The following is a 16,075-nucleotide window of genomic DNA, read 5'->3' as shown; positions in this document are numbered from 1 at the left end:
CATTAAGTAATTGAATAGAATTAAAAAACAATACTTGAATAAGTATTGTTTTTTTGTTCGTATAGAAATTAAAACGATATAATAAAGCAGAAATATAGAATCGTATGTAGTAGAAAAGTTAAGAGGTAGTTTGGTAAGGAGACTTATATATGTTAAAAGATATTATAATTAGAACATTCCAGAAAAAAGATTTAGATCAAGTATTACAATTGTTCTATGAAACAGTTCATACGGTTAATGCAAAAGATTATAATGAGTTACAGCTACAGGCGTGGGCACCGGAGCGACTAGATAGAGAAAATTGGTTACAGTCTTTAGAAAAGAATATTAGCTATGTAGCGGATCATAAAGGTATGATTGTGGGGTTTGGGGATTATAACGATGATCGTTACGTAGATCGTTTATTTACGCATAAAGATTATCAAGGAAAAAGAGTCGCTTCATACATACTACAGAAGTTAGAAAAAGAAGCAGTGAACTTGGGACATAGGGAGATATATACAGAGGCGAGCATTACCGCAAAACCTTTTTTTGAAAGTAAAGATTTTATTTGCATAAAAGAACAAAAGAAACAGCATAATGGTCAGATTTTTATTAATTATGTTATGAAAAAATATCCTTCTCATAAATGAGAAGGATATTTTTTCATTATTTTACAGCTTCTTTTAGTTCTTTACCAGCTTTGAAAGCAGGTACTTTAGAAGCTGCGATTTGCATTTCTTCACCAGTTTGTGGGTTACGGCCTGTACGAGCAGCTCTTTCGCGAACTTCGAATGTACCGAATCCGATAAGTTGTACTTTTTCACCAGCAGCTAAAGTGTTAGTGATTGATTCTACTACAGTTTGTACAACTACAGTAGCTTCTTTTTGAGAAATCTCAGCATTTTGTGCTACGTTTTTAATTAATTCTGTTTTGTTCATGTTTTTCACCTCATATGTAAATAATGCTATTTAAGTTGTTATTATAACGTATAAAACATTCGAGAACAAGTGTACGTACATATATTCGCAAAAAAAATGAAATTTGTAATATTTTTAGGGTTCTTTATAGACATTCTATTTAAGCCGACAGAGATTTGTTCTTCATTTCAGTCTTCTCTTGATAAGAAGATAGTTTCTTATTATAAGATATGAAGTAAGGTAGTGCTACAAATAACATACCTCCTACTAAATTTCCAAAGAAAACAAAAATAAAGTTTGGAAAATATTCAGCCCAAGTGAAATGACCGGCAAAAATTGCGGCTGGGATGACAAACATATTTGCTACAACGTGTTGAAATCCAATCGCAACAAAAGTCATAACTGGGAACCAAATACCGATAATCTTTCCGATAAATTCTTTACTTCCCATACTGAGCCAAACAGCTAAACAAACGAGCCAATTACATCCGATTGCAGAAATAAATGCTTGCAATGGTGTATCTTGTAGTTTCGCTTGAGCGATAGAAATAGTTTTCGCTAAAAAAGCTCCTTCAGTTAAGCCAACGATATGGCCGAAAAAGTAGGCTACAAATACAGCCCCTATGAAATTGCTAAACGTAACAATAACTAAATTTCGTATGAAATGAAATAAAGTAATTTTCTTTTGAAGCCAAGCCATAGAAACTGTCATCATGTTACCAGTTACTAGTTCACCGCCTGCAAGAATAACGAGAATAAGACCGATAGGGAATACAGCAGCGCCTAGAAAACTAGTAAATGATCCCCAATATTTTGGCATTGTTCCAATAACATGAATATCGAGTAAATACCCTAATGCGATAAAAGCACCGCCAAAAAAACCGAGAATTAGCATAGGGAGTAATGATAAATGAGCTTTTTTCCTTCCGGAATTCGCAGCAAGTTCCGTAATTTCTTCTGGTGTAAATACAGACATGAATAACCCCTCCGTAATAAAATGATGGAATGAATAGAAAAAGATTCGAAAATATATGTATTATAAAAATATGGTATGACTTCTGTATAAAATTGTCAAAGTGAATAGGGAGGAAATTACATATTAATAACATAGTTCATGTTGTCACATTAATGTAACAATAAGGATTTAAAGTGTTTCTAGAGGTGAAAACATGAATACAAATCATGTAAAAAAAGAACGAAAAAAATCAATCGTAAAGATATTTATTATTAGTTTTATAAGTATATTAATGATACTAGTAAGTTTGTATTATTATGCGACAGAAATAGAACGAAAACTAGTAACAGTTACATGGAATGAAATAGAAGCTTCTGCAATTCCTAAAGAATTTAATAATAAAAAAATATTACAGTTTTCAGATGTACATTTAGGGCCAGAGTTTACATTGAAGCAACTTGAACATTTGGTGGAGAAGATGAATGAATTACATCCAGATATAGTAGTTTTTACCGGAGATTTAATAGATAAATTTGGTTCTTATAGTGCAGAAAGAGAGGAAGCGAAGGCTATTTTGCAGAAAATTTATGCTCCCTTAGGGAAATATGCTGTGTTTGGGAATCATGATAGGGGCGGGGGCGGTAGTTTATTTTACAAAAAATATATGGAGGAAGCTGGTTTTTCTGTATTAGTAAATGAAGTGCAGAAAATTAAAGTGGAAAACGGCAAATATATTACAATATCAGGTTTGGATGATTTTCTATTAGGGAAGCCGAAAATAGATTCAACTTTAAAAAACTTGAAACAAAATGATTTCAACATGTTATTAGTACATGAGCCGGATGTTGTAACCAAAATAAATCGTTACCCAGTTGATCTTCAACTGTCAGGACATAGTCACGGAGGACAAGTCCAAATCCCTTTTGTAGGTCCGTTAATTACTACCAAACTAGCTGAGAGTTATGTTGAAGGTATGTATGAAGTGAAGGGGAAGAGTAAGCAGTCATATTTATATGTAAATCGTGGTATTGGGACTACTAGGATGCCTGTTAGATTTTGTAGTGTACCTGAACTTTCAGTTTTTGTGTTGAAGCAAAAGAGTGACTAGAATATTTAACAATATGATTCGGAGGAACGTGCGATGTTGGGCGATGGAAAACAGTTTCTTAAAACTTTAGATGTGACAAAGTAATTTTCATAAATAAAAAACAACAATAGGACCTATAAAGGGTCCTATTGTTGTTTTTATCCTGCATTGATTGCCCATAAATGTCCGATTGATGGGGGCTAATTATAGTTTTACTTTGTTATTTTTGCAAGGAAAGACCATCAAAATATGTTCTATAGTTATTTGAGAATTCGAAGTTGTTTTTTGCATCCCAATTAATAGACCAAGACATTAGGCCGCGGAATGCAGGATAGCCACTCTGGTTAGAAAGTTTATACTTTCCTCCGAACGGAACTCCTTTAATGATATAATTTAAAGCTTTTTTCATTTCAGTTGGCGAAATGTATCCACCACTTGGAGCTGCCGCTGGTGCTGCTGGAAGCCCAATCATGACTTGATCTGAACGAAGAGCTGGGAAAATGTTATTTGCATTACCACCTACAGGAAAACCATGTAAGAGCATATCTGCCATAGCGACCTCGTAGTCTGCAGTACCTTGATTGTAGTTATTACCGTCCATTCCAATCCCGCTACCAGCGTTGTAGTGTTGAACATGAATGTATGTTAGTTTATCTTTCACTCCGTAAATAATTGGTAAATATGCACCCCATATGCTTCCATATGCGCTATAACCGCCTTGAACATAAGCTGTTTCAGGAGCCATGCTTAATAGAAAATCTGGACCATAATGATCTGAGATTGTTCGAATAGCTGATATAAGATTTACGATTTGGGGAGTAGTTGGATTTTTGAAATTAGTATCATTTCCGTTTAAGTAAATACCTGATTCAAGGTCAATATCTATTCCATCAAAACCGTATTTATCGATTAGAGACTGTATGGAATTAATAAAACGATCCTTAGCGGCATTGTCAGGAAGTAAAACGACTCCATTTTGTCCACCTATTGAAAGAACTACTTTCTTTCCTTTACTTTTTAAATAAGAAATATCTGATTTGAAGTCTGCATCTGTACCATACACAGGAGAAAATTCAACAGTGGAACGATCACCACCAGTTTCACCAAAAGATACATTGATTACATCCCATTTTGGTGAAACGTCTTTTAATTTAATAATGCCAGTACCGTTATCAAAGTTATGCCAATATCCAACGAGTAATTTTGAACCTAAATTGTTTGCTGCTTGTGCTTGGAAAGGGGATAGCGGTAGAAGTAAGAATATTACTAAAATACAACAAAAAAATTTGAACTTGTTTAACATATCAACACTCCTATACAAAAAGTTGTCTAGATGTATAATCTTGTTTATTTAATAATATCTGAAAATTCTTTCTTTTGTAAGGGGACTATAATTTTCTCAACAATTGTGTATGGGAAAGTATTAAACCTAATGTAATAATTTTTGAAGAAGGTTGAATTGTAATTGTTGAATTCAGAATATTTTGATATATTTTAAAGTATAGGACAAAATCTTTCGCACAGTACTCTTACATAAGTTTCAAAATTTAGTTTGGAAGGGGATGTACAAGATTTGGATAAAAATCTAAAGAAAGACCTCAAAATACGCCACATTACAATGATTTCAATTGGCGGCGTAATAGGGGCTGGTTTGTTTGTTGGAAGTGGTGCAGTTGTACATTCGGCAGGACCAGGTTCTATCGTTTCATATGCATTAGCAGGACTTCTAGTCATTTTCGTCATGAGAATGCTAGGAGAAATGGCAGCTGTTAATCCGACAAGTGGTTCATTTGCAACGTATGCAAGAGAAGTGGTTGGTCCTTGGGCGGGTTATACAATAGGCTGGTTATACTGGTTTTTTTGGGTAATTGTTATTGCAATAGAAGCCACAGCAGGTGCTGGTATTATCCAATATTGGATTCCACAAATACCGCTTTGGTTATTAAGTTTAATATTAACAATTTTATTAACGCTGACGAACGTTTTTTCGGTGAAATCATTTGGAGAGTTTGAATATTGGTTTTCTTTTATTAAAGTAATAAGTATTGTTTTGTTCCTTTGTCTAGGTCTTGCTGTTATTTTAGGATTTGTTCCAGGAACAGAAGCACCCGGCACTTCGAATTTAATTGGACAAGGTGGGTTTATGCCAAACGGTATAAGTTCGGTCTTGCTTGGAATTACTGTTGTTATATTTTCATTTATGGGATCAGAGATTGTAGCAGTAGCGGCTGGTGAATCTGCAGAACCTGTAAAAGCAGTAAAAACAGCAACAAACAGTGTGATTTGGCGTATTCTTGTATTTTTTATTGGGTCTATAGCGGTAGTTGTTACGCTACTGCCATGGAATTCAGCAAACATATTAAAAAGTCCATTTGTAGCTGTACTTGAACATATAGGAATACCAGCGGCAGCACAAATTATGAATTTTATCGTTTTAACAGCTGTACTTTCTTGCTTAAATTCAGGCTTATATACAAATTCAAGAATGCTTTTTTCAATGGCAGAAAGAGGAGATGCGCCAAAGTCATTTTTAAAATTGAACAGTAGTGGTGTTCCTGTTCGAGCGGTTTTATTTGGAACTTTCTTCGCTTATATTGGAGTTGTTTTTAGTTACATTTCTCCAGATAAAGTCTTTTTGTTTTTAGTGAATGCATCTGGCGGGATTGCGTTACTAGTTTATCTCGTTATTGCAGTTTCGCATTTAAAGATGCGTAAAAAAATGGGGAAAGTAGAACAACAAAATTTGAAAGTGAAAATGTGGCTTTTTCCGTATGTAACGTATGTTACAATTGCTGCTATTATAGCAGTTTTAGTTGCGATGTTCGCAATTGATACTTTACGTTCACAAGCACTTTTAACAATGTTTGTTACAGTTCTTATCATACTTTCTTATTTTATTTTTAATAGAAATAAAAATAGCACAGTTTTGCATCCTAAAAGTAAGAATGAGGAATCTGTTCGATTCTAATTTTCTTATTTTCGAAGAGAGTTACACCTAGTCATTGCTATAAAAGAATCATATATAATCATAGAAACAAGTAATTACTATTGTCATAGTGGATATAAACTTTTTTCTTGACTTTTTATACGAAGGCGAGCAAAATGGTAAAAAAGGAAGGGGGGATGATGATGGAAGAGTACGTATTAGAGCTGTATAACCTGTTATATACGACAGAATGGCAAGATATTGTTTCGTTTCTAGGAATCGTATTTTGCATGAAAATTGTAATTGTATATATGGAAGAGCAAGGTATGTTCTATTCCTTCTCATCTCCGTTCGATGTGCAGCGCGAGCCGTTGCTAAACTATGCCAATGTGAATTACGAACAATTTCCTTTTGTAGTTTTCTTTATGATTCGATTTATTACAGCAATTGTAAGGAAAAAGGAAAGTGATGATGAAGAGTGCCACGCAACTTGTAAGGTAGCTAACGTTTTTTAAGCTAAATACAAGGAGGAGATTTATATGTGGTTTCGATTTCTTATGATTGGTTTCTTTTCATTAACAGCAATTTCATTAATGGGATATCAAGTGTCTGAAATTTTTCAAGCATATAGCGATACATTTTTTAACAAAAACTAATCGCATTGCTATTTGAATAATAAAGCGATAAAATCCTTCTTAAGAAGTTTTATTAAGAAGGATTTTTTTCTTTGTCTGGTCTTGCTGTGTCAAACTATTGTCACATTTACACTGTGAATAATATGTTAAAATAGTGAGGTTATGTATACATACTTGAAGGAAGAGGGAGTGACCATTTTGGTGGATCAATCAACAAATCAGAAAAGCTATGCTCCTATTGTGATAACGCTTTCTGTAATTGTAAATGCGATTATTTTATTTTTGTTCTTTGGACCTGTTGGCTATGAAGGAGAAGTACATTTTGATGTAACGATTTTACCAATGTTAAACGCGATTTTTAATAGCTTTACGTTCGTATTTTTATTAGCAGCGTTATTCTCTATTATTAAAAAGAATGTGAAAATGCATCGTGGTTTTATCCTTGCAGCATTTACGACAACTTTACTATTTTGTGTGTCGTATTTATCGTATCATTACTTAGCACCGGCAACACATTTTGGCGGAGAAGGATTCATTAAATATGTGTATTTCATCATTTTAATTACACATATTATCCTAGCAGCAATTATCGTACCACTTGCATTGTTTGCGCTTGTATTTGGTTTTACAAATCAATTAACACGTCACCGTAAAATTGTACGTTGGACGATGCCGATTTGGTTATATGTAAGTTTATCTGGTGTTATTGTTTACTTAATGATCTCACCTTATTACCAATAAAAAAATCTCAGCCTGTAGGCTGGGATTTTTTTATTAAGCAAATATTTTTGTGAAATGAAAAAAATATGGTATACAAAAGTATAGTTGCTTTTCATATAGAAGGGATGGTAAAGAAATATGCAAAATTTTGTATTTCGTAATCCAACGAAACTTATTTTCGGTAAAGGTCAATTAGAACAGTTAAAAACTGAAATTCCACAGTTCGGTAAAAAAGTTCTTCTCGTATACGGGGGAGGCAGCATTAAAAGAAACGGTATTTATGATAATGTAATTTCTATTTTAAAGGATATTAATGCAGAAGTATTTGAATTAACAGGTGTTGAACCGAATCCACGTGTATCAACTGTAAAGAAAGGGATTCAAATTTGTAAAGAGAATGGTGTTGAATTTATTTTAGCAGTTGGTGGAGGAAGTGTAATCGACTGTACGAAGGCAATTGCAGCTGGTAGTAAGTACGATGGAGATGTATGGGATATTGTAACGAAAAAAACATTTGCTAATGAGGCATTACCATTTGGTACTGTACTTACTCTTGCAGCAACAGGATCTGAAATGAATGCAGGCTCGGTAATTACAAACTGGGAAACGAATGAAAAGTATGGATGGGGTAGCCCGGTTACTTTCCCGCAGTTTTCGATTTTAGATCCAGTTCATACTACTTCTGTACCGAAAGATCAAACAATTTACGGTATGGTAGATATTATGTCGCACGTATTAGAACAATATTTCCATCATGGAACGAATACAGAACTACAAGATCGTTATTGTGAAGCTGTTTTAAAAACAGTAATTGAGACAGCTCCTAAGCTTTTAAGTGATTTAGAAAATTATGAGCATAGAGAAACTATTTTATATTGTGGTACTATGGCGTTAAACGGCATTTTAGCAATGGGAGTAAAAGGAGATTGGGCGACTCATAATATTGAGCATGCAGTTTCTGCTGTTCATGATATACCACACGGGGGTGGCCTTGCGATTTTATTCCCGAACTGGATGAAGCATGTTGTAGAGGGAAATGTAAGTCGTTTTAAACAGTTTGCTATTCGAGTATTCAATGTAGAAACAGATGGAAAGACTGATCGAGAAATTGCGTTAGAAGGAATTCAGGCGTTACGTCAATTTTGGACTTCAATTGAGGCGCCAGTAACATTATCTGATTACGCTATTGGAGAAAATGAAATTGATTTAATGGCGGATAAAGCGATGGCGTATGGTGAATTTGGTAACTTTAAAAAATTAAATAAAGATGATGTTTTAAGTATATATAAAGCTTCTTTATAAGTGAATTTAGAAAAGAAATCTATTTGATTGTTTGATCGAATAGGTTTCTTTTTTTTGCTGTTTATAAATGTTTGTGGATGTTTTTGATTTTTTTTGATTGTTTATGGTTGATTTTTGTGACCGTTTTCATTATACTGTAATCAAAGAAGAGGTGAATAAAATGTTAACTCCTGAACGTCATCAAATGATATTGCAACTTGTAAAAGAACAGAAAGTTGTAAAATTACAGCAATTAGTTGAAAGAACAGAAAGCTCTGAGTCGACAATTCGCCGTGATTTAGCACAATTGGAAAAGCAAAGGTTATTAAAAAGAGTTCATGGTGGTGCCGCTGTTTTAACAGGAAAAGGGCAAGAACCAACGATGGTCGAAAAATCATCCAAAAACATTCAAATAAAACAACAAATTGCTAAGTATGCGGCTAGCGTTATTGAACAAGGTGATTGTATTTATTTAGATGCAGGAAGTACAACATTTGAAATGATTCCATTTTTAATAAATAAAGATGTTACTGTCGTTACGAATGGACTTATGCATATTGAAGCTTTAGTTGAAAATAATATTCGTGCGTATTTACTAGGCGGAATGATGAAGAGTAGGACGAAAGCTTTAATCGGTGCTATGGCACAGGAAAGTATGCAGAAGTATCGTTTTGATAAATGTTTTTTAGGTGCAAATGGTGTACATGAACAGCTTGGCTTTACAACGCCAGATCCAGAAGAAGCGCTCTTAAAACAAATGGCATTAACATTAGCAAACGAAGGATATTTCTTAATTGATGAAAGTAAGTTTTCAGAAGTTGCGTTTGCGAGAATTGCAAATGTTGAAGATGCAAATATTATTACAAACCATTTAGAAATTGATTTAGAAAAATATAAACAACAAACCAATGTAATTGAGGCTGATAAACAATGATCTATACAGTTACTTTAAACCCATCTATTGATTATGTAGTGCAAGTTTCTTCCTTTGATTTAGGAACAATAAATCGAGCGGAAAAAGATATGAAGTTTCCTGGAGGAAAAGGAATTAATGTTTCTCGTGTTCTTCAGCGTTTAGGTGTTAAAAATATAGCACTTGGATTTACTGGTGGATTTACTGGTCAATTTATTAAAGAGGTATTACAGACGGAAGGTGTAACAACAAACTTCGTCCAAGTAGATGAAGATACTCGCATTAATGTGAAAATAAAAGGGGAAGAAGAAACAGAATTAAATGGCCAAGGTCCTATTGTAACAAAAGAGCAGTTCGAACAGTTAATGAAAAAAATTGAGAGTATGCAACCTGGAGATTGTGTTGTACTTGCTGGGAGTGTACCAGTTTCTATTCCAAGTACCTTTTACGAATCAATTGCTGCGTTTGGAGCTGAAAAAGGTATTCGTGTAGTAGTAGATGCAAGTGGAAGTGCACTGCAACATGTAATTAAAAATAAGCCATTTTTAATTAAGCCAAACCACCATGAACTTGGTGAGTTGTTTGGAGTGGAGCTTTCAACAGTAGAGGACGTTTTACCTTATGGAAGAAAATTAATTGAACAAGGTGTAAAACACGTTATCGTATCGATGGCTGGAGAGGGAGCTTTATTATTTACGGCAGAAGGTATATATGAAGCGACTGTTCCAAAAGGTGTTGTAATTAATTCAGTTGGGGCCGGGGATTCTCTTGTTGCAGGGTTTGTAGGCAAATATGAACAGACAAAAGATATTGAAAAGGCATTTCAATACGGCGTTGCAACAGGGAGTGCAACAGCATTTTCAGCTGATTTATGTAAGAAGGAAAAAGTAGAAGAATTATTGTCGCAAGTAATTGTAGCTAAGCGATAGGGGGAAGCAACATATGAAAATTACAGAACTATTAAAAAGGGATACAGTCATTATGGATTTGACAGCTTCAAATAAAGAAGCTGTCATAGATGAATTAGTTGAGAAATTAAACGGGGCAAATCGTTTAAATAGTAAAACGGAATTTAAAGAAGCTATTTTAAAGCGGGAGGCCCAAAGTACGACTGGAATAGGGGAAGGTATTGCAATACCTCATGCGAAGACAAAGGCTGTTAAACAACCATCGATTTGTTTTGGTAGAAGTGTAAGCGGTATCAATTATGAGTCGCTTGACGGACAGCCAGCACACTTATTCTTTATGATTGCTGCAAGTGAAGGAGCGAATAATACTCATTTAGAAACGTTGTCTCGTTTATCGACATTATTAATGGATGAAGGATTTCGCAAGCAACTATTAGAAGCAAAGGATGAAAGTGAGCTTCTTCAACTATTTGATGAAAAAGAGAATGAAAAAGAAGAAGAGATTGAAGTCGCAAAACCAGAAGGAAATGAACCGTACGTACTTGCTGTTACAGCTTGTCCAACTGGAATCGCTCACACATATATGGCAGCGGATAGCTTAAAAGCAAAAGCGACAGAGTTAGGAATAGCGATTAAAGTTGAAACAAACGGATCAACAGGTATTAAAAACGGTTTAACGAAAGAGGATATTGAACGTGCAACAGCTATTATTGTTGCGGCGGATAAACAAGTAGAAATGAATCGTTTTGCTGGTAAACATGTCATTCAAGTGCCAGTTGCTGATGGGATTCGAAAAACGGAAAATTTGCTTAAGCGAGCTGTCAAACAAGATGCACCAATCTTTAAAGGTGTAAAAGAGGACGGGAAATCAGAAAGTATTGAGGGAGAAAAAGGATTAGGAATTTATAAGCATTTAATGAGCGGTGTAAGTAATATGCTTCCATTCGTTGTTGGTGGCGGGATTTTAATAGCGCTAGCGTTTTCGTTTGGTGGTATAAAGGCGGAAGGTCCTTTAGCTGAATTGTTCATGTCAATTGGTGGAGGAAAAACAGGTGCGTTTTTATTCCTTGTACCAATTTTAGCTGGATTTATTGCAAGTTCTATTGCTGATCGTCCTGGTTTTATGCCTGGTGTTGTAGGTGGATTTTTAGCGGCGAATGCGAATGCTGGATTTTTAGGTGGATTAATTGCTGGTTTCTTAGCTGGATATGTTGTTTTAGGGTTGAAAAGATTATTTTCAGGACTACCAGTACAATTAGAAGGAATTAAACCTGTATTGTTATATCCAGTCTTTGGATTATTGATTACAGGAGTTGTAATGCAAAAAGTAGTAATTCCGCCTGTAGTAGCATTAAATGAAATGTTGACAGGGTGGTTAAATGGTTTAAACGGTACGAATGCTATATTACTAGGTCTTATTTTAGGTGGTATGATGGCAATTGATATGGGGGGGCCAATTAATAAAGCGGCATTTACCTTTGGTATTGCTGCAATAGAAGCGCAGAATTTTGGAGTGCACTCAGCAGTTATGGCTGGTGGGATGGTACCACCACTTGCGATTGCATTCGCAACTACATTCTTTAAATCAAAGTTTACAGAAGCGGAACGTAAATCTGGTTTAACAAATTATATTATGGGAGCGTCGTTCATTACAGAAGGTGCGATTCCGTTTGCAGCTGCAGATCCGGTTCGAGTAATCGTAAGTTGTGTTGTTGGTTCAAGTATTGCAGGTGCGTTATCTATGTTATTCCAAATTACATTACCGGCACCGCATGGTGGATTATTTGTAATAGCGTTAGTAAATAAACCGTTACTATATATTTTCTCTATATTAATTGGAACAATTGTCTCGGCTGTTATGCTAGGTGTTTGGAAAAAGAAAGTTCAATAACAAATAAAAAGAGAGCAGTTTTTAGTAGCTGCTCTCTTTTTATTACAAAAAAATAGGTTAACAATTGAATATTGATGTTTTTTGGTAAAAGATGTAACGAATTGTGAATTTTTTGTAACAAAAAAGTAACACTGTAATTTTTTTTGGAAAAAAGTTCTTGTGCTCGTATATGAAAAATATATGAAAACCACTGGAGATTGTATTAGAAATGCATTTTATTAATATGGAAATTTATGTTACAACTCGTTAATCGTATATTACGAATGCTTTGTAATTGTGTGATTTCTAAAAATTCTAAAAATCTGTTGCTATAATGAAAATACGAAAACAAAGCAAATGGAGGCTATTCATGAAAAAATTATTAGGTATAGCAACAGCAGCAGTTTTTGGTCTTGGGATTTTTGCGGGTTCTGCTAAAGCGGAAACAATTGTAACAACAGACGTATTAAATGTTAGAGAAAACCCAAATGTAGAGTCAAAGCTTGTAGGTAAAGTGTTCAGTGGGAATACACTAGATGTTATAAATACAGAAAATGGATGGACAAAAATTAAGTTGAACGGTAAGGAAGTGTTTGTAAGTGCCGATTTTACAAAGAGCACATATTATGTAACGGCGGGCGTATTAAATGTTCGTGCTGGAGCGAATACTGATTCTGAAATTTTAGGTAAACTTAATAAAAATGATGTGATTGAAACGACGAATCAAGTTCAAAATGAATGGTTACAATTCGACTACAATGGAAAAGTTGGATATGTTCACGTGCCATTTTTAACAGGAACAGCACCTGTAATCGAAAAGAAAGAGGTTGTAGCTCAAGAAGAAGCGCCAGCTAGAACAAATACGCCAGTTAAAACAAATACGCCAGTTAAAAATAATACAGTAGTTAAGAATAAAGAGTCTGTTAAGAGTAACGATTCTATTAAGAATGTAGAATCAAGTAAACCTGTGGTAAAAGAAAAACCGGCTGCAAAACCAGTTGCAAAATCTACTGAAACAAGTGCGCCTACTGGTGGTCGTGAAATTACAGTAGAAGCGACGGCATATACAGCAGATCCGAGTGAGAATGGTTCGTATGGTGGTCGTGTATTAACTGCAATGGGGCATGATTTAACAGCAAATCCAAATATGAAAGTAATTGCTGTTGATCCGAAAGTAATTCCGCTTGGATCAAAAGTATGGGTAGAAGGATATGGAGAAGCGATTGCTGGAGACACCGGTGGTGCGATTAAAGGAAATCGTATTGATGTATTAGTCGGTTCAGATGGTAGTGCTAATAGCTGGGGGCGCAAATCTGTAAAAGTGAAAGTTATACAATAGGTTATCGATATTAATATAAAAAGCGGTTGCTTGAAACTATGTAAGCAGCCGCTTTTTATGGATTATTGAAATGGATAAATAGTTTTACCTGTAATAATTTTATATGCACTGCAAAATTGCGTTTGTATATATTCTGTATTTTTATTTTCTGGATGTAATGTTGTTTCATGGAGAGTAGAATGAAAAGCCCGTAGTAAACAATTTAGGGCGAAGTATAATTCCTCTTGTGAACAATTTTGTTCTTTTGTAGAAGTGGCTAAAATGAGGTCTTTTGTCAAAGATGAAAAATTGATGGTGGATTGTTTCATAGTTAACTCATCCTCTCGAAACTATTTTTATCATGTATATGCAGAATTGGACAAACTATGTTCTTTTTTCTGTATAATTTCATGTACCGAAATGAAAGAACTTGCAATCATGCCGTTAAAATTGGTAAGATTGGGTATAATCAATAGATGGAGTATATTACATAAAGAGAGTTGAATGATATGGGAGAAGTGCAACGTGAAAAAGTTGCTGTCATCATTGGACCAACTGCTGTTGGAAAGACGAAGTTAAGTATCGATCTTGCCAAAGCGTTGAACGGTGAAATTATTAGTGGTGATTCCATGCAGATCTATCGAACGATGGATATTGGAACCGCAAAGGTAACAAAAGCAGAGATGGACGGAATTCCACATTATATGATCGATATAAAAAATCCGGAAGATTCATTTTCTGTCGCGGAATTTCAAGAACGTGTTCGCAAGCATATTCGAGAAATTACAGAACGTGGTAAATTACCAATTATAGTTGGTGGGACCGGTCTTTATATACAATCTGTTTTATTCGATTATCAGTTTACAGATGATGCTGGTGATGTGATATACCGAGAGCAAATGGAAAAGTTAGCTTTAGAACGCGGTGTGGAATATGTACATAAAAAATTGCAAGAAGTAGATCCAGAAAGTGCGGAGCGTATTCATGCAAATAATGTACGACGTGTCATTCGGGCGTTAGAAATTTTCCACACGACGGGTGAAAAAATGAGTGAACAAATTGAGAAACAAGAAAAAGAGTTACTCTATGATGTTTCATTAATTGGCTTGACAATGGATCGAGAAATGCTATACGATCGCATTAACTTACGAGTGGATTTGATGATGGAACAAGGCCTATTAGAGGAAGTAGAAGGGCTGTATAATAGAGGGATACGAGATTGTCAATCTATTCAAGCGATTGGATATAAAGAAATCTATGATTATTTTGAGAATCGAGCCTCTTTAGAAGATGCGGTGTCACAATTAAAGACGAATTCGCGTCGTTATGCAAAACGTCAATTAACGTGGTTCCGTAATAAAATGGATGTCACGTGGTTTGATGTTACAGACGGTGAAAAAACGTCAGAAATTTTACGATACATAGAAGGAAAGTTACAAGTAAAGTCGAATAATAGTAAGTAGAGAAAAAGAGGAGGATTCGACATGAAGCAATCAATCAATATTCAAGATCAGTTTTTAAATCAACTCCGTAAAGAAAATACGTTTGTTACGCTGTACTTATTAAATGGTTTCCAGCTTCGTGGACTAATTAAAGGATTTGATAATTTTACAGTCCTGCTGGAAACAGAAGGTAAGCAACAGCTTATTTATAAACATGCAATTTCCACATTTGTACCACAAAAAAATGTTTCAATTGAATTAGAATAGTAATGAATTATTGTACATAACAAAAAAAGAGCGAGTTTCCTCGCTCTTTTTTTATTTGTCATAAACAATATATCATGAAATTTAAGCGATTCTAAATACAGTAAGGCGGATGTTAGTATTTCCTGTCGCAGGGATCGTAATCTCATTAAGAGTAGATTGAACAGAAATTCTTGCACCAGCTGCTAATGTTTCGATTGTAGTAAATGAAAGTGAGTCGCCTATTAAATTTGAAGAGAAATTATCAGTTGCGACTGCTCCATTAATTGAAATTCCTACTCCGAGTGGAGCGCATCCTGGCGCAGTTGTAGAAATGGATACGCTAATTACATAAATACCACCGTTAATAACAGTAACTGTATCTGTGCCGTTGAAGATAATATTGTTTACGTTAATTGCAGTACTAAAAATAAAGTTATTAAATTGCAGTACTGTTTGCTGAATATTGTTTGTTACAACAATTGTTGCTATAGGGAAGCTAGGTCCAGTAGGCCCAGTAGGTCCGGTAGGTCCACCAGAAGGTCCAGTAGGTCCAGTAACTCCTATGCCAGTAGCGCCGGTAGCACCCGTTGGTCCTTGAACGCCTTGAGGTCCGGTAGCACCCGTGTTACCTTGAACACCTTGAGGTCCAGTAGCGCCAGTGGCACCAGTAGCACCTGTGTTACCTTGAACACCTTGAGGTCCAGTGGCACCGGTAGCGCCAGTAGCACCTGTGTTACCTTGAACACCTTGAGGTCCAGTAGCGCCAGTAGCGCCAGTGGCACCCGTAGCACCTGTGTTACCTTGAGCACCTTGAGGTCCAGTAGCGCCAGTGGCACCCGTAGCACCTGTGTTACCTTGAGCACCTTGAGGTCCA

At 35.2% G+C, this 16,075-nt stretch carries 17 protein-coding genes; 12 read left to right on the top strand and 5 right to left on the bottom strand.

Translation table 11 applies throughout. From position 1 onward, the window contains the following. Positions 1-149 precede the first annotated feature (149 nt). Positions 150-632, top strand: coding sequence for a GNAT family N-acetyltransferase (locus ACTFSL_RS29650; protein ID WP_000910167.1), 483 nt, complete (start codon positions 150-152; stop codon positions 630-632). Positions 633-648: 16 nt separating this feature from the next. Here the strand turns inward: ACTFSL_RS29650 and ACTFSL_RS29645 are convergent, their stop codons facing one another. Together ACTFSL_RS29645 and ACTFSL_RS29640 are read right to left on the bottom strand one after the other, a co-directional pair. Then, positions 649-921 carry an HU family DNA-binding protein gene (locus ACTFSL_RS29645; protein ID WP_001043904.1) on the bottom strand — a complete coding sequence of 91 codons (273 nt, stop codon included), beginning with the start codon at positions 919-921 and terminating at the stop codon, positions 649-651. Between the two features lie 139 nt (positions 922-1,060). Next, on the bottom strand, positions 1,061-1,876 hold the full coding sequence (locus ACTFSL_RS29640) for a formate/nitrite transporter family protein (protein WP_000110545.1): 816 nt from the start codon (positions 1,874-1,876) through the stop codon (positions 1,061-1,063). A gap of 193 nt (positions 1,877-2,069) precedes the next feature. Here ACTFSL_RS29640 and ACTFSL_RS29635 point away from each other — a divergent pair, with 193 nt between their 5' ends. After that, positions 2,070-2,963, top strand: coding sequence for a metallophosphoesterase (locus ACTFSL_RS29635; RefSeq protein WP_098584467.1), 894 nt, complete (start codon positions 2,070-2,072; stop codon positions 2,961-2,963). A gap of 199 nt (positions 2,964-3,162) precedes the next feature. Here the strand turns inward: ACTFSL_RS29635 and ACTFSL_RS29630 are convergent, their stop codons facing one another. Further along, positions 3,163-4,245, bottom strand: a complete 1,083-nt coding sequence (locus tag ACTFSL_RS29630) for a chitinase (protein ID WP_134265989.1) — start codon at positions 4,243-4,245, stop codon at positions 3,163-3,165. Positions 4,246-4,515: 270 nt separating this feature from the next. On the opposite strand from ACTFSL_RS29630, the gene gabP reads away from it, so the two are divergent. From gabP to entD, 8 genes are all read left to right on the top strand, one after another. Beyond that, positions 4,516-5,910, top strand: coding sequence for a GABA permease (gene gabP, locus ACTFSL_RS29625; protein WP_440042862.1), 1,395 nt, complete (start codon positions 4,516-4,518; stop codon positions 5,908-5,910). 134 nt (positions 5,911-6,044) lie between these two features. Continuing rightward, positions 6,045-6,383, top strand: coding sequence for a hypothetical protein (locus ACTFSL_RS29620; protein ID WP_002041693.1), 339 nt, complete (start codon positions 6,045-6,047; stop codon positions 6,381-6,383). Positions 6,384-6,701: 318 nt separating this feature from the next. Continuing rightward, entirely contained in the window at positions 6,702-7,244 is a 543-nt protein-coding gene (locus tag ACTFSL_RS29615; RefSeq protein WP_000228315.1) for a DUF420 domain-containing protein, read from the top strand. Positions 7,245-7,361: 117 nt separating this feature from the next. Next, the gene (locus ACTFSL_RS29610) at positions 7,362-8,525 is read left to right on the top strand and encodes an iron-containing alcohol dehydrogenase (protein WP_001179093.1); all 1,164 of its coding nucleotides are present in this window, start codon (positions 7,362-7,364) and stop codon (positions 8,523-8,525) included. 160 nt (positions 8,526-8,685) lie between these two features. Continuing rightward, a complete protein-coding gene (locus tag ACTFSL_RS29605) occupies positions 8,686-9,438 on the top strand; it encodes a DeoR/GlpR family DNA-binding transcription regulator (protein ID WP_440042860.1) in 753 nt (250 codons plus the stop codon). After that, positions 9,435-10,346 carry a 1-phosphofructokinase gene (gene pfkB, locus ACTFSL_RS29600; RefSeq protein ID WP_000640859.1) on the top strand — a complete coding sequence of 304 codons (912 nt, stop codon included), beginning with the start codon at positions 9,435-9,437 and terminating at the stop codon, positions 10,344-10,346. Before ACTFSL_RS29605 ends, pfkB begins: the two co-directional genes overlap by 4 nt. A 13-nt stretch (positions 10,347-10,359) precedes the next feature. Further along, positions 10,360-12,216, top strand: coding sequence for a PTS fructose transporter subunit IIABC (locus tag ACTFSL_RS29595; RefSeq protein ID WP_000704605.1), 1,857 nt, complete (start codon positions 10,360-10,362; stop codon positions 12,214-12,216). A gap of 349 nt (positions 12,217-12,565) precedes the next feature. Next, positions 12,566-13,534, top strand: a complete 969-nt coding sequence (gene entD, locus ACTFSL_RS29590; RefSeq protein ID WP_440042858.1) for a cell wall-binding protein EntD — start codon at positions 12,566-12,568, stop codon at positions 13,532-13,534. Between the two features lie 62 nt (positions 13,535-13,596). On the opposite strand, the gene ACTFSL_RS29585 is transcribed toward entD, so the two are convergent. Next, on the bottom strand, positions 13,597-13,842 hold the full coding sequence (locus ACTFSL_RS29585) for a hypothetical protein (RefSeq protein WP_000814429.1): 246 nt from the start codon (positions 13,840-13,842) through the stop codon (positions 13,597-13,599). A 180-nt stretch (positions 13,843-14,022) separates the two neighbouring features. On the opposite strand from ACTFSL_RS29585, the gene miaA reads away from it, so the two are divergent. Beyond that, positions 14,023-14,976: a tRNA (adenosine(37)-N6)-dimethylallyltransferase MiaA gene (miaA, locus tag ACTFSL_RS29580; RefSeq protein WP_000504929.1), complete on the top strand. Its 954-nt coding sequence runs from the start codon at positions 14,023-14,025 to the stop codon at positions 14,974-14,976. A gap of 21 nt (positions 14,977-14,997) precedes the next feature. Further along, entirely contained in the window at positions 14,998-15,222 is a 225-nt protein-coding gene (gene hfq / locus ACTFSL_RS29575; RefSeq protein ID WP_000813896.1) for an RNA chaperone Hfq, read from the top strand. Between the two features lie 81 nt (positions 15,223-15,303). Here the strand turns inward: hfq and ACTFSL_RS29570 are convergent. Next, positions 15,304-16,075, bottom strand: a 772-nt coding sequence (locus ACTFSL_RS29570; protein ID WP_440042856.1) for a Gly-Xaa-Xaa repeat protein, incomplete at its 5' end; no start/stop codon positions are given.

Origin of the sequence: Bacillus cereus group sp. MYBK108-1 (genome assembly GCF_051917185.1) — a bacterium.
GTDB lineage: Bacteria > Bacillota > Bacilli > Bacillales > Bacillaceae_G > Bacillus_A > Bacillus_A cereus.
The sequence above is the reverse complement of the archived record's forward strand: the minus strand, read 5'-3'. Positions and strand labels throughout refer to the sequence as shown.